A 15,347-nucleotide genomic window follows, 5' to 3' on the forward strand; every position below is an offset into this window, starting at 1 on the left:
TGATTTCGTTTTCAAGTTAAAAATATTCTCTAGGAGTAGCTTTAAATTTGTACATCTACTCTGGAGAACACAATGAAAAAGACACTTCTTGCTGCACTGATTATGGGGCTAACTGGTGCGGCGCACGCCGAGCGAAAAGTCGTAGCGGGTTACTTTGCGGATTGGCAGTACGCAAATGCAGAAAACCCATACACGGTGAACGATATTCCCGCCGATAAACTGACGCACGTGATTTACGCGTTTCTTAGTATGTGCGGCCCTCATACCGGTGCTTCTGAAACGGTACAAAAACTGGTTGCCGAACAATGTGAAGGAAAAGATCCGTATACGGCGATCATTGTCGATACCGAAGCAGCATTAGAAAAGGACTTTGGCGATGTCTCCGTTAACGTGCCATACAAAGGCCACTTCGCTCAACTTGCTGAAATGAAGAAACAACATCCTGATCTTAAAATGCTCCCTTCTTTTGGTGGTTGGACAATGTCCGAACCGTTCCATGCTATGGCGAAAAGCAAACAAGCGATGGATCAATTCTCAAAAACTGCCGTTAAGTTGATTGCTCAATATGATTTCTTTGATGGTATTGATCTGGATTGGGAATACCCAGGTGGTGGCGGTTTAACAACGTCGCCTTGGAACCCTGACACCAAGCTTTCTGATGAACAAAAAGCATCTGAGCGTGAGGCCTTTACCTATTTGGTGAAAACCATGCGTGCAGAGTTAGATGAACTCACGAATCAAACCAAACGTGAATACGAGCTCTCTACTGCTGTAGGCGTTGGTCCAAAAGCAGCAGGTATCGATTGGAAAGCCGCGGAGCCGTACCTAACTAACATGTTTGCAATGACGTATGACTTCCTTGGTGGTTGGGGGCAGCAAACCGGGCATACTACCAACTTGCATGCGACTGAGCGAAGCTGGTGGGGCATGGGCGCAGACGTGTTCATCAACCAGATGATCGAGCTCGGTATTCCAAGTGAGAAACTGGTGATTGGCGCTGCGTTTTACGGGCGTGGCTGGCAAGGCACCAAAGACTTCTCGGGTGGCTTACCAACGCAAGATCTTGTATCCGAGCAAGGAGCGCAGTTTGGTACGGGTGAGAACGGCTATTTCATGTTTTGGGATTTGGTGAAGAACTATGGAGCGGAGCAGGGCTACGAGTACAAGTATGATGAGCAATCTCAAGCGCCTTACTTGTGGCATCCTGTAAAGAAAGTCTTTATCTCTTACGAAGATCAACGCTCGATCAAAGCCAAAGCAAATTGGGCTAAACAGGCGAACTTAGGTGGCATTTTTACCTGGGAATTATCAGGCGACCCGAAAGGCGAGTTGGTGGAGGTGATGTACCAAGAAATGAATAAATAAAACCTTCTAAGCAAAGCGATCGTAGTTATTCAACTACGGTTTCTTTGCTTTGGTTCTGCTTCGTAAAAGCGATCAAGTCTTCAAGCGATAAAGGTTTAGAGTAGAAGTAGCCCTGAATCAAATCACAACCGCAAGCTTTTAACTCATTCAGTTGCTGCAGCGTCTCTACTCCTTCAGCTAGTACTTTCATTTCAAAGTTTTTGCCGATAGAAATGATATTCTTAACCATATTCAGCGCTTTTTTGTCATGCTCAATGTGATCGACAAAGCTCTTGTCAATCTTCACCTCGTCAATAGGTAGCGTACGCAACATGCTTAACGAAGAGTAGCCAGTCCCGAAATCATCGAGCGAGATTTTAAAGCCAAGAGCATGCAAGCGCTCGCAAATTGGTGCGAACTTTTCAAGATCTTCAATAAACAGGTTTTCGGTGATCTCTAGGGTAATCTTTGAACATTCGATGCCGCGTTTCTCAATAGCATTCATAAGATTAGTAATGAATTTGGCGTGAACAAACTGTTTGACCGAGATGTTAATAGACATCTGGATAGATGTATCAATATTACCAGTCAGTTTAGCCATATCTGTCAGGCTATTTTCAATGATTTGTTCACCAATACGAACCATCAACCCAGTGCTTTCTGCGACGGGAATAAATTCACTTGGTGGGACTAAGCCGAGCTCATCATCACTCCAACGAATAAGCGCTTCGACACCATAAATATCGCCTTCTAGGTTTAACTGAGGTTGATAAACCATATGAAGCGCTTGCTTATCTATCGCGAGCCTCAGGCGTTGCTCAATTTTCATTTTACGCAGGTGTGTAGCTTGCATCTGCTGATTGAACAGGCTGTATACGTTGCGTTGTTTTTTCGCTTGATACATCGCAATATCGGCTGACAGGAGCAGTTCATCTAATGTTTCACCATGGTGTGGATAGCAGGCAATACCAATACTGCAACTGAGCAGGAACTGACTGTCATTGACTTCGTAGGGTTCTGATAGCGCCTTTATTAAGTCGCTCGCTAGTCTTTTAACGCTTACTTCATCAATTCGATTTGTTAGAAAAATAAACTCGTCACTGGCTTCACGGATGATTAATCGGCCATCGTTAACAAAGGTGTTTAAGCGGATAGATATTTGTTTTAGAACTTCGTCGCCAAAGTCATGACCATGTGTGTCGTTGACTGATTTGAAATTATCAATATCGATAAACATCAAAGAAAAAGGATTCCCTTTCCCTGAAAGCCAATGTCGAATGTTTGCGCGTAGGTACTCTCGGTTTGGTAATCCAGTGAGATGATCGTGGTTCGCTTGATAGAGCAAACGCAGTTTTGTTTTATGTTCATTGTTCGCAATGGAGCGGAATAAAGCGTAAAAAGCACCTTGGACGATAAGAAAAACAATCGAGTACAGTGCAAACTGTTCGTAAAATCCGCGCTTAATAAAATTCAAATCTGTCGAGGAAGAGGCCCAAAGATGATAATCAGGAAGATATCTCAATGTGATTAACTCACTCAGGCGAGAATTGTCGACAACAATATTGAGCGCTCGTGTGAGCTCTTTTAGTTGCGCCATATCCCAGCCTGAATCTTTTGTGATTTGAGCCATAACGGCTTTTATATCTAAATCATTGGCAGGTTTTAGGTAATCTTCTAGAGTTGTGTCTTCTGACGAGCTAAAAGTAAGGTAGCCATCACTGCGGATCAATGTGACCCGGTTGTGCTCATTAGCATGGATGTCGTTACGAAAAACCGAAGATGAATTCATATTAAAGCCAGCCGTCATCACTGCTTGTACAACACCATCTTTATTTGGAATTGCTTTTCGGATCGGAATCACAAGTGAATCTTGAGCTGGCATAAAATACGTTCGACCTATAATCATTCGGTCGGAGTTGAGCGCTGCCAAAAAGGTATCACGAGTCAGTGGATCTTGTTTTAGATTATGCAGCTTTGCCAAGATCAAATTGGAGCTTACGGCGATGTAGTCTCCATCGGGGTTGGTTAGGCCGAATCCAATAATCGCCGGATGGATACTGAGCAGTTTGTCCAGCATCGGGCGAGTTTGAACTGCTGCTGTACGAGTAAAGTCATTTCTCTCGACCAACTGATGACCAATGACTTCAAGTAACGATTCTTGTCCTTTCAGAAGTGATTCGACAGAAGAGGCAAACAGCTCCAATTGTAGGAGCTGCTTATCTTTGTACTTATTCAGGGTTGACTCATAATGGTAGCGGCCAAACAACACGAACAGCACGGCGCTTATCGTAAGTAGCGCCATGTATAGTGTCCAAATGTTCTTCTTTAACCTGACCATGCCGCTTCGATAGCTCCTAGATTAGCGAGTAATGGGTAATGAGTGGTCTGCGCCCCATTCTGTCCATGACCCGTCATAGACCGATAAATCACGCCAACCTAACTGGTATGCTGCTAGCAGCAAAATACAGGCCGTTACACCTGAGCCACAACTGAAAATGATTGATTTATCATTATATAACGTTAGTGCACTAAATGCTTGTTTCAATTCCGAGTCTGCCTTTATAAAGCCATTACTCAACAATGTTTGGAAAGGGAGGCAAACAGAATTAGGAATATGACCAGAACGCAGTCCCTCCCTTGGCTCTGGTACCTCGCCTAAAAAACGTGCACGTGAGCGAGCGTCAACAATGTTTGCACTGCAATTGTTTGAGTACTCTAATATTGCATTTGCGTCCAAAAAAGCATGTTTATTTAATTTCCCGGTAAAGTTTCCAAGCTGCTTAGCCTCTGACAATGCATCCGTGACAGGCAGTCCAGCCTCAATCCAAGCCGGGAGGCCACCATTAAGCACTTTGACATTATTGTGTCCCATTGCCTTAAACATCCACCATGCGCGCGGAGAGGCGAGTGTTCCTGAGTTGTCATAAACAACAATAAGGTCTTCGTTGTTCAGGCCAAGTTTCTGAGCGCTGTGATTAAACCCTTCTTCTGTTGGCATCATATGAGGGAGATTGGTATCTGGCAGACAAAAGTCATTGTCGTAGTCGAAACGCAATGAGCCTGGAATCCACTTATTGGTGATCTTTTTCCCTTCGGAAGGAATTTGAAAACGAATACTCGCGTCTAGAAGTTTTACATTTGGTTGGTCTAATAAAGCATGAAGTTCTTTGGCATCGATCAATGCTTGCATGGTTAAATCCTTCTGATTTGGGAAGTCCGCACAGTATCTTTACTCACAGCGAATGAATGAAAGGGATGAGTCAAAACTTGAGCGGGATGCTTGGTGGAACAACGCAATAGAGCCCACTGGACAAGATGCGGACACTGGAACCGTCACTCGTTGTTGCTCTATCTCAGGTGAATTAATAGTGAGGTACCGACGTTGACCATCAAGGGACTGAGTTAAAGTGTTGCTAATGACGGTGGCTGAAACCGTGTTCTCATCCGTCTGCTTAATGAGCAACAAGAGCACAAGTAGGGCAATGAAACCGCTGAAGACCAACATATAGGTTTTGGGATTATCCAATTTGCGCTCCATTGCTATTGTTTCAAGTAATCATTTTGTTTTACAACAAAAAAATCGCATGTTCAAAGAACGATGCGATTTTGTCTTAAAACCTGTGGCTTGCGCCAGTCCCGAGTATCAATGCTCACCAATAGAGCATCTTACATGCGCCATGTCGTATTTCCGGTTGAGACGACTTTTTGCAGAGGTTCTGAGCCATCGTAGAACCAAATTTCGATTAACAGGTTACCTTGGCTATCCGAGGTGGAGAAGTCTAAGTTAGCTTTCCCACTCGTCAGCGCAGCAGAAGCAACATTGCTCGAATATTTCGCTTGGTAGGTTCCAGACGCATCTTCACGGTACTCCTTATAAATGCTCAGATGTGCGCGCTGTAAAGAGTAACCACTAATATCTACCGCAAGTGAGCTTTCTAACCTTGGGTCATAATCGAACCCATCTGGTACGTCTAAATTTTTCATGCTTGGCTCTTCAACAATAACGGTAGTTTGAGCTGGAGGTGGAGTAGCGTTATCGTTGCTTTTGTCTCCACCGCCGCCACCGCCGCAGGCTGTTAACGCTAATCCCATGATGATTGTGATTAAGTTTTTCATGATGTTTCTCCTATGGAATGTAACGTTTGTTTGCTTTAGGTTGGGTATGCCAGTTTGCTCCTTCTCGCCCACCAGACTCGGCGTAGGTGGCAAACTCTGGGTAAGCGTCAACTAAGTCAACTTTCTCTAACGGCCAATTCCACTCTTCGACGATAAGCAATGCCCAAGGGAGGTTGTTCGCTGTTTTGAAGTACACGCCTCGAGCCGGGTCACTTGCGTCTACGCCCACGCCATATAGGTTTGCGTCATCAAACTGCTCAGTTGGTGCTTGGTCTGGCAAATGTACTTCCCATTTTCTACCTGGTTGAAAGGTGATGCCATCGCCGTGATATGTATTGGGTGTGGCAAAGATAAATGGGTCATAAGGCATGGCCTGTAGCGCTGAGCGGTCGGCTCCTTCCTTAAAGTAGATGGTCAGTGTGAAAGACAACGCGACGTTATCATTGCAACCCGTTTGGGTTCGAAAATACGCACATTGACTTTGCGCATACTGACTGAGGTCGTCACTGATAATGAAGATGGCTTCTTCTGATATCGCTTCTAGACCGTTGGTCGGTTGTTCTTTGCCATTAAACGTTAGCTTTGTTAAGCCGTTTTCAATGCTCGCTTTCGAAACGCCAGGTAGACGAATAGCAAAGCCATTTTTATAGCCAGCCCCATAGGCGGCCAGATCTCCGCTAATTTGGATATTTTCCACCGTGCCGTCCATACGTGTTTCAGTCATACGGAACTTAATGACTACGTCATTCATGTCGTAGTCAGCGGTGTAAGGCCAGTTGTCTTCATACGCGACCGTTGCGTAGGAATCGGCACTTGGGAAGTGCTGTACGGATACGCCGTTTTCAGTGATTGTGATTGGGTAATCTTCTACTTCACCTGATGTTGATCCGCCATCAAAGTTCAGACCAGTTTGTTGGCTAAAGCGGAATCGGCTCCAGCTAGGACCTGCGGTTGCCAGTTCAGAGACGACAAATGGAAGCGTATTGCTGCCTGCAGAGAGTAACTCATCGGTGAATACTTGCTCACCTTCGTCAGCAAAGTCACCATCTCGGTTCCAGTCAAACCAAGCTGACAAGTAGCCGGATGTTGATGCAGTTACGCTCACTAGTGAACTTAACCCTGGGTCGAGTGCGGTAACAAAGCCGACGCCATCTTCATCTGCTGTACCAACTTTGTTATCTCCAGACGGAGCCACTTGTCCATCGGCATCACCATCTGGCGCAATTGTGCCAAGCCAAGTTACACCATCAACAGCGTGGCGTGGTCCGTTAGAAGAGAGCAAGGTAGCGTAAGTGTCAGGTGCGTCACCAAAGTCAATTGGCTCGTCTTCGTCAATAACAGGAGCGTTCGCGCATCGGGCACCGTCATTTTGGCTGGAACTTGGACCGTTAGACACAAACTCTACAGCAGGAACAATGCCCGCAGCGATATTGGCGGCATTATTTTCTGATAAGTCGACGCGATAAATTTTGCCGTCCTGGTTACGCGATACGTAGTAGTTTCCGTTTACATCAAAGTAGCCTGCACCAAAGGTACCCGTTTCCCCTGTATTGCCGATCGCGGTTGCTTGGCCTGTTTTTGTATCGAATTTATACAATACGCCAGACCCATTATCGATACCATAGAGCGCACCGTCGCCAGGGTGGAACGCAAAATCGGTTAAACTCACACTTGCATTTGATGTGATTTTATTCAGGGTTAAGGTAGCATTTGGGTCCGTATCTAACGGCGACAGATCAATGGAAAACAGCCCTTTACCTTTGCGATACAAGTAGTATACGTGGTTGTACACGTCACCGACAAAAAACGTATGGCTAGGAAGCCCTTGTACGTTGAGAGTTTCTGCTTGAAAGTCCTGGCCTAAACGTACGATTTTCAAGTTGGTTGTATCGTAACCATAGATGTATCGATCAGTGAAGTTGAAACCGACGCCGTTAATACCAGATGCTAAGCCCACATCGTCGGTCAGTAACTTGGTTGATCCGGTAACCAGATTAACGCCGTAAACTTGCACTGGGGTCGATTGGAATAAATATGCTTTGCTCGGACAAGTGTCGAATGGCGCTGCGCTTACGTATGCGCTTGCAAACAGAGATCCAAGTAATAGTGATGTCCTTTTCATGATTCGCCCTCTCATTGGTTTGTATGATATGCAATGAAAGGAATGTGCCAGTTTTTAACTTACTGTTTATAATGAATTTTATATCGGTAAGTTATTTGGTTTGAAATATGAATCTCAGAATAAGAAAAAGCTCAACGTTACGTTGAGCTTTTTGAGAATCTTCATTGATAAGCTGACAGCATTACTTAGCCACAAACAGGGCAGGTCGGCATTTTCATCAAATTCATTTCCCGCCAGGACATGCTAAACGCATCGAGAATGAGGATCTTCCCTTTTTTGGGTTGGCCGTAATTTGCAATCACCTTGATGGTTTCCATCGCTTGTACAGCGCCAACAATACCCACAACAGGCGCCATTACGCCAGCTTCAACGCAACTTAATGCACTGCTGCCGAATAGCGCGCTCAAACACTGATAGCACGGTTGAGTTGGGTCGTCGTACGTAAACACACTCACTTGGCCTTCCATACGAATGGCTGCACCAGAAATAAGCGGTGTTTTTGTTGCAAAGCAGAGTCGGTTGAGTTGATTGCGAGTGTCGACGTTATCTGAAGCATCGACCACCACAGTGTGTTGTTCAATCAAAGCTTGAAGCTGAGTGTCGTCAAGGCGTTTAGCTACGGTGTTTACTTCGATATGAGGATTAAGTTCCCGCAATGCATCCGCCGCGGAGTCAACCTTTTTACGGCCAATATCGGCGTCGTGGTGCAATACTTGGCGTTGTAAATTGGAGAGCTCAACAATATCGTCATCGATAAAAGTAATATTGCCAACACCAGCCGTGGCAAGGTATTGGCTAGAAGCGCAACCTAAACCGCCAGCACCCAAAATAAGCACTGAGCTTTGTTTGAGAGCTTCTTGCCCTTCGAAATCGAACTGGCGAAGAATGATCTGGCGGTTATAGCGCAGCATCTCCTGATCGGAAAGAATATCCACGGTACGTTCCTAGTATAACGTTGAGTTAAACAGTTGGATTTGAACCGTTTCGCCAACTTCCACACGGCCACGTTCACGTTCCAATACAACAAAGCAGTTTGCCAAACTCATTGAGCGAAAGGCTCCTGAACTTTGGTTGCCAGTGGTTTCAACGACAAATTTACCGTTTTCTAGAGTATAGATACCGCGTTGGTAGTCTGTACGTCCCGGCGCTTTCTTAAATGCGGTTTTAGTCGTCGCAGGGATAGACTCAGGCGCTTTCCATTCAGTATGGCCTGCCAATTTAGCCAACATTGGTTGAACAAGTACGTACATTGTTAGCACCGCAGATACAGGGTTACCTGGTAGCCCACAGAACCAAGCAGTACTTAACTTGCCAAATGCGAAAGGTTTACCCGGCTTGATTGCCAGTTTCCAGAAACCGATTTCGCCAAGTTCTTCAAGAATGTCTTTGGTGTAATCTGCTTCACCAACGCTGACGCCGCCAGACGTTACAACTACATCCGCGAGGGTTTGTGCTTTTTCGAATGTTGCTTTTAGTGTTTCTGGGCAGTCAGGGATAATGCCAAGATCAATCGCTTCACAGCCAAAGTTTTCGATTAACGGCTTAATACCGTAACGATTACTGTCGTAGATTTGACCCGCCTTGAGTGGCTCACCCAATGGTTTAAGTTCATCACCTGTGGAGAAAAATGCCACCTTTGGCTTACGCACGACGGTGACATGGCTGACACCAAGAGAGGCAATCATTGGAATATCGCGCGGTGTCAGGCGCGCGCCTTTTGCCAATACAATATCCCCTTGCTTGATGTCGTCACCCGTAGGGCGGATGTTATTTTGCGGCTTCACATCCGTTTGGTTGAACTGAATACCAGCGTCGGTCACTTCCGTATTTTCTTGCATGATAATGGCATCACAGCCTTCCGGAATTTTCGCGCCAGTCATGATTCGAACACAAGTGCCTGCCGGCCATTCACCCTCAAAAGGCTGACCTGCGAAGGATTTACCTGCCAGAGGCAACACTGTAGACACTTCTAGGTCTTGAATACGAATGGCATAACCGTCCATTGCTGAATTGTCGAAAGGGGGTACGTGAATTGGCGATAAAATATCTTCAGCCAGCACAAAACCCAGAGCGTCAGCAAGAGGAAGAGAAAGTGTCGTTTGGATAGGTTTGATTCGCGATAGCATCTTATCCATCGCTTCTTCAATTGGCATCAAGCCAGGTGCGTCGCAGCAGCCCATTGAGATAATCCTATGTTCTTTTGTTTTGTGGCAACTCTACCATAAAAGGGGACCGAGTAAGAATGTCCACCTATAAAATATGGGTGTAATTATTCAAAAATCCGAGTATCCTTGTCACCCATCCGAAAGGGGTAAAGTTCCTACGGAGCATGAGAAAATAGCTCAGTGTATTCTTGTTATGTGCCTTGGCGTTATAAACATCGGACTGAGCGACTTTAACGCTACGGGATGAAAACACGGCAATTGTATTTCACACCGAGAGTGGTAGTTACAAAAGAGGAAGTGAAATGTCAGGTCTTAGCGAGTCAGCAAAGTTAGTGAAAGAAGCGCTAGAGCAACGCGGGTTAGAAACACCAATGCGCCCTAATGCCGTTAGCCGTGAAGAGAAGAAGGAAAAGATTGAATACCACATGCGTGAGATTCTTGGTCTGCTTCAGCTCGACCTTACGGATGATAGCTTAGAGGAAACGCCACACCGCATTGCAAAAATGTACGTGGACGAGATTTTCTCTGGCTTGGATTACTCCAACTTCCCCAAGATCACAGTTATCGAAAACAAGATGAACGTGAGCGAAATGGTTCGCGTGAAAGACATTACTGTGACCAGTACGTGCGAACACCACCTTGTGACAATCGACGGTAAAGCCGCTGTTGCTTATATTCCTCGCGGTAAGATCATTGGCCTGTCTAAGATCAACCGTATTGTTCGTTTCTTTGCGCAACGCCCTCAAGTCCAAGAGCGTATGACCCAGCAAATCCTTGTTGCTTTGCAAACATTGCTTGAGTCTGACGATGTAGCGGTGACTATCGACGCGACGCATTACTGTGTGAAATCACGCGGTGTGATGGATGCCACCAGTGAAACCACGACTACAGCGTTAGGTGGTATTTTTAAGAGCAACCCAGCGACCCGTGCTGAATTTCTGCATGGCCTGCGTTAATCAAATCGACAAATAAAATTGAGAGAGGATGGCGAGTTGCCATCCTTTTTTATATCTTTTATATCCAAATCATAGTCAAGTGAGTCGCAATAAATAGTAATTATGCAATTGTGTATTGACAGTCACATTCGTTGCTCTTAATATATGCGCCCAATGAACGGTTACAACTTGTAATCGTTTGTTTTAAAAAGAGATATTTCTCTAAGTTCAGCTGATCTCGGTCAGTTGTCTTTCTATTTTCTAATAATAGAAAGACAACAAATTTGGGACTCGGCATGACTACACAAAGCACTATCAGCACCTCCTCTATTTCAGCTCCAGTTACAGAAAGCAGTTGGCAAAAGAAAGCCATGCTCAGTGTCGCTTTTTTGATGGCGACAACCTCTGTGGGTCCCGGCTTTTTGACTCAAACCGCAGTCTTCACAAATATCTACAAAGTCGATATGGCATTTCCAGTTTTGGCTTCTATTTTTATCACGTTTGGTATCGTGATGAACTTGTGGCGTATTGTCGGCGTTTCTGGCATGCGAATCCAAGATATTGCGAACAAAGTGGCACCCGGCATGGGTTATGGTGTTGGTATTCTCCTTGCGCTTGGTGCAGTGGCGTTTAACTTTGGCAACGTGAGTGGCGCAGCGTTAGGCATCAATGTGCTAACGGGCGTGGACACAACATGGGGCGCACTGTTTACTGGTGTCGTTGGCTGTTTGTTGTTTGTGGTTCATAACGCTTCCAAACGAATGGACCAAATGGCCCGCTACCTTGGCTTGTTTATGATTGTTCTGATCGCATACGTGGCTATGACGAGCTTACCTCCGATGGGAGAGACACTAAGTGCAGCGGTGATGCCTATGGATGTTGGTAGTTTGCTTCTGCCTACGTTGACTATCGTTGGCGGTGCAGTTGGCGGTTACTACACGGGGGCACAACGCCTAGTAGACATCGGCTTGAAAGGCAAAGAGAACGTGCCTTCCATCACCTCAACAGCGTGGGCTGGTATTTCTATCGCGGTGGTTATTCGAATCCTACTGTTTTTGGCGGTGTTTGGCGTTATCGCGACAGGCGCAACGCTGGATACGGCTAACCCTGCGGCGGATGCTTTCCGTCAAGGTGCGGGCCAACTCGGCTACTTCATCTTTGGCTTAGTACTGTTTGTAGCTTCCATCACGTCTGTGGTTGGCAACTCTTACATGGCTATCTCATTAATTAAGACGCTTTTCCCAGTTGTGGCGCGAAACGAGAAAGCTTGGTGTGTTGGTTTCATCATCCTAACCTCGTTAGGCACGGTAACCATGGATATGCCAATTCTTCTTTTGATGCTAGCAGGCCTAGTGAACAGCATTATTCTTCCTATCGTTTTGGGCACTGTATTGGTTGCGACAAAACGCAAAGATATCGTCGGTGACTACCAACACCCAATGTACTTAACGCTAACTGGAGCAGCGATTGTTATCGTAATGGCGGCATCGAGTTTGACTAACATTGGGAACTTCATGGCGAAGTTTGCGGGTTGATGTCTTATTGATAGAGATAAACAGCGGCCTCAGATGAGGCCGTTTTTTAAGCTTGTTTAGAGGGCGACTTAACGATTTCTGGCCAATACATTTTGATGTAACCTGCCGATACCCAAACCACCAACACAGTCGCAATGCTGAGCTCTAAAAAGCCAAAATCGTGTAGCCAGTGCCAATGTGGGTGCGATTCGGCAAAAAAGGAGGTTAAGCGGTGCATCGCAATGGCACTGATCACGGAAGGAAAGGTTACCGCCGCGATAGAAGGTTGAAACTTCAATCGAAGTAAGCGGAAGTAACACAGGTAGATCAATAACGTCATTGTGATAGCAATCCCTGCTAATGCGCCCGTCAGTATCGGATCGGGAAGGGGAAAGTTCACCAAGTATGCCGCCAATGACAAGTTTACCGGTGCGGCCATAATTGCGAGGGTCGGCCTAGCTCGTCTCGGTAGAGATCCGAAAAACACCAAACGATAGAGTACCAGCGGTAACATAAAGAAATAAATGCCAATGCACATCATCGCTAAGGTTTCAGAGAATAGGTTGTGACCCAATTGGGAGCCTGCTAATGAGCTGCTGATCAGTCCCACTGGATATAGAAACCAGCTAGGTACGATATTCGACATTTTGAAGTTCATTAGCTGAAAGCTAAAAAACAGTACCATCATAGTAAAATGCAGCAAAAGTGCCATAAACCAGAGTGGATAAGCAATGATTGGCGCTACAGAAGCAAGATAATCTGCAAGGATCAGTAACGCCATACTCATGGGTGCCATTAAGCTACCGCTCAATGGGTGACGAATGTCGACCATAAATAATCGTGGATTCGTGGCATATTTTATCAGCACAGGGGCGAGTAAAAGCGCGCCGAGTGACGCTAAAAATGGGCGTATTGGTTCACCAATTTCAGGGACATAGAGTGCCCAAGCTTGTCCTAAACCTATCATACCTAGCGCTAACGCGGCTTGAGACGGCGGAACGCTATAAAACTGCACAAGTCTTCTCCAGTTCAAATCTACTCCATTTGATTTTTGCCTGAATGAAACGAAACGTGATGATTTGGATGAAATGCTCTATTTGAGTAGCGAATACTAGCAAGTTTAGAGAGTGCTTACTCATGAAAGGTGGTGAGGAAATATCAGAGAATGGTGTTTTTGTGAGTTTGGTATCGAATATTTTGGAAAAGATGTAAAAATGTAGAGTTTATCGCTCCAAACCCTTCGATGGTTTGGAGCGAAATAATAACAAAGCGAGAATTATGTCGATTGGTTTTCAGGAAGATCCTGCTGACGTAACTTATCGTTTTTGATTGTACGATGTAGCAACTGGCTGTAAATCGGTTGTCCGCCAAACAACTGAGCAATAATCACGGCACCTAAACAAGTAATGATAAGTGGTAGAATTAAGTAGTAGTTATTGGTCATTTCAATCACCAACAAAATGCCCGTGATCGGTGCGCGTACCGTTGCAGCAAACAGGGCCCCCATGCCCGCAATAGCAAATACGCCAGGTTCGATATCAAGCGTAGGAAGCAACACATCAGCACTCGCTCCGAATGCATAGCCAAACAAGGTCCCCAGAGCAAGCATAGGTGCAAAGATACCACCCGGCGCACCAGAGCCAAAGCATAGCAACGTCGTGATGACGCGACCAAAGAAAAGCAGAACTAAAATGGATACCGAGTAGTTGCCATTGGTAATATCAGGAATAAGGCCGATGCCACCGCCAGTTAGCTGCGGCACGTATAAGAGAAGCAGACCAAAAATGCCACCAAGTAGTGAACCCACAATTAAATAGCGTTTACGATCATTTTTGTGAATTGCGACAAAACTGTCTTGTGCCACGGTAATCAATTTATTGAAGATCACTCCGAATACGCCAAACAATGCGCCAAGCAATAAAAACAACCAAAGTGACTGAAGCTCTGGAGAGTGATATTGCGGCATTGTGATGACAGCGTCTTGCCCGTTGATGGCGCGAAACACAATGTTGGCCATAATAGCAGAGATGATCACCGCGCGAATTGAGATCAGAGAATAGCGAAATTGAGGTCGCATTTCCTCCACAACGAACATAATGCCAGCGAGTGGGGCATTAAAGGCGGCAGCCAAACCACCAGCGGCACCTGAAGCGAGTAGGGAATGACGAGTATCGTCATCTTTCACACGGAAAATATCGGTCACCATTCGACCAACTGCGCCGCCCATTTGAACTGTCGGGCCTTCGCGACCAAGTACCATTCCGGAGCCAAGTGCACCCATGCCGCCGAAGAATTTAACAGGTAGAACTCGCCACCAACGCACTGGACGAATGTTGTCCATCGCGCCTTCTATTTCTGGGATGCCTGATCCCGCAGCCTCCGGAGCAAAGCGGTGAACAAGAAAGTAACCAACAAAAGCAAGCAACGCGCTGATCAGCACCGCAGCAAGCCAAAGAGGAAGTACGCTACCGATTTCGCTTCTCAGCCATTCGGTACGGGTTTCAGAAACAAAATGAACCGCAAGTTCGAAGTAAGTACCGACGAAACCGGCTAATGTGCCGACGATGGCGGCCATAATCAGGACAGAAAATGGTGTTGACCCTCGAGAGACAAACTGGTTAATCGCATCTTTCGGTACGTGCGCTAACACAGATTTCACAATTCTCTCTCGTTTGGTCATTAACAAGTTCTCCTGTTGCTGGTGGAAGGGACGCGAGAAAGTATACGCTTCGCAGAGTCTAGACCTAATCAATAAAGATGCAATTTAGCTTTTCACTATTGAGTGTTCGAAGTGTCGCGATGTCATTCATTCACCAAGACTGTGCTATTGCTCTCATAATTTGGGATAAAAAACTTGTTTTTTGAGCAAAATGAACCATGCTTTAGGTGTAAAGCAACATGACTGCTTCAGAAGGAGGGATGTGAGGTTTTACACACAATTTGGATGGATTCAAACCCTACGGTAAGTCCTCGTTTTATGTTCGGGATGCATCAATAGACATCTCCGATTCGCACACTCACGATTGAGTAACGAGGTAGAGGCGCACGCAAATGTGCGCCTTCTTAATTTCTGCTCTACAACTTTCCGCACTACCTGCCACTATTTTTATCTTGAACAATTTCTACTAGTCGGTAATGTCTGGGTTCGATG

12 protein-coding genes are annotated in these 15,347 nt (G+C 45.7%); 3 read left to right on the forward strand and 9 right to left on the reverse strand.

The features are described from left to right. The first annotated feature begins 72 nt into the window (after window positions 1-72). A complete protein-coding gene (locus tag EX191_RS19965) occupies window positions 73-1,365 on the forward strand; it encodes a glycoside hydrolase family 18 protein (RefSeq protein ID WP_193448344.1) in 1,293 nt (430 codons plus the stop codon). 25 nt (window positions 1,366-1,390) lie between these two features. Here EX191_RS19965 and EX191_RS19970 read toward each other — a convergent pair whose 3' ends face one another. The 7 genes from EX191_RS19970 to moeA all read right to left on the reverse strand — a co-directional run bounded on the left by EX191_RS19970 (window position 1,391) and on the right by moeA (window position 9,762). Continuing rightward, window positions 1,391-3,682, reverse strand: coding sequence for a bifunctional diguanylate cyclase/phosphodiesterase (locus EX191_RS19970; protein ID WP_046875898.1), 2,292 nt, complete (start codon window positions 3,680-3,682; stop codon window positions 1,391-1,393). Window positions 3,683-3,703: 21 nt separating this feature from the next. Beyond that, on the reverse strand, window positions 3,704-4,534 hold the full coding sequence (locus EX191_RS19975; protein ID WP_193448345.1) for a sulfurtransferase: 831 nt from the start codon (window positions 4,532-4,534) through the stop codon (window positions 3,704-3,706). Window positions 4,535-4,573: 39 nt separating this feature from the next. Then, window positions 4,574-4,870 carry a hypothetical protein gene (locus EX191_RS19980; RefSeq protein ID WP_005396101.1) on the reverse strand — a complete coding sequence of 99 codons (297 nt, stop codon included), beginning with the start codon at window positions 4,868-4,870 and terminating at the stop codon, window positions 4,574-4,576. Between the two features lie 140 nt (window positions 4,871-5,010). Continuing rightward, on the reverse strand, window positions 5,011-5,460 hold the full coding sequence (locus EX191_RS19985) for a hypothetical protein (protein ID WP_193448346.1): 450 nt from the start codon (window positions 5,458-5,460) through the stop codon (window positions 5,011-5,013). A 10-nt stretch (window positions 5,461-5,470) separates the two neighbouring features. Beyond that, on the reverse strand, window positions 5,471-7,582 hold the full coding sequence (locus tag EX191_RS19990; protein WP_193448347.1) for an LruC domain-containing protein: 2,112 nt from the start codon (window positions 7,580-7,582) through the stop codon (window positions 5,471-5,473). Between the two features lie 185 nt (window positions 7,583-7,767). Next, window positions 7,768-8,517, reverse strand: coding sequence for a molybdopterin-synthase adenylyltransferase MoeB (gene moeB, locus EX191_RS19995; protein WP_047008138.1), 750 nt, complete (start codon window positions 8,515-8,517; stop codon window positions 7,768-7,770). Between the two features lie 9 nt (window positions 8,518-8,526). Beyond that, on the reverse strand, window positions 8,527-9,762 hold the full coding sequence (gene moeA, locus EX191_RS20000; protein WP_193448348.1) for a molybdopterin molybdotransferase MoeA: 1,236 nt from the start codon (window positions 9,760-9,762) through the stop codon (window positions 8,527-8,529). Between the two features lie 287 nt (window positions 9,763-10,049). Between moeA and folE the strand changes: the two genes are divergently transcribed. Together folE and EX191_RS20010 are read left to right on the forward strand one after the other, a co-directional pair. Next, a complete protein-coding gene (folE, locus tag EX191_RS20005) occupies window positions 10,050-10,703 on the forward strand; it encodes a GTP cyclohydrolase I FolE (RefSeq protein ID WP_006741127.1) in 654 nt (217 codons plus the stop codon). A gap of 275 nt (window positions 10,704-10,978) precedes the next feature. Next, window positions 10,979-12,217: an NRAMP family divalent metal transporter gene (locus tag EX191_RS20010; RefSeq protein ID WP_006741126.1), complete on the forward strand. Its 1,239-nt coding sequence runs from the start codon at window positions 10,979-10,981 to the stop codon at window positions 12,215-12,217. A gap of 46 nt (window positions 12,218-12,263) precedes the next feature. Here EX191_RS20010 and EX191_RS20015 read toward each other — a convergent pair whose 3' ends face one another. After that, window positions 12,264-13,229: a TDT family transporter gene (locus EX191_RS20015; RefSeq protein ID WP_119184670.1), complete on the reverse strand. Its 966-nt coding sequence runs from the start codon at window positions 13,227-13,229 to the stop codon at window positions 12,264-12,266. A gap of 243 nt (window positions 13,230-13,472) precedes the next feature. Then, complete coding sequence (clcA, locus tag EX191_RS20020; RefSeq protein ID WP_193448349.1) at window positions 13,473-14,876, reverse strand: H(+)/Cl(-) exchange transporter ClcA; 1,404 nt, start codon at window positions 14,874-14,876, stop codon at window positions 13,473-13,475. Window positions 14,877-15,347 lie beyond the last annotated feature (471 nt).

The organism is Vibrio chemaguriensis (assembly GCF_012275705.1).
Lineage (GTDB): Bacteria > Pseudomonadota > Gammaproteobacteria > Enterobacterales > Vibrionaceae > Vibrio > Vibrio diabolicus.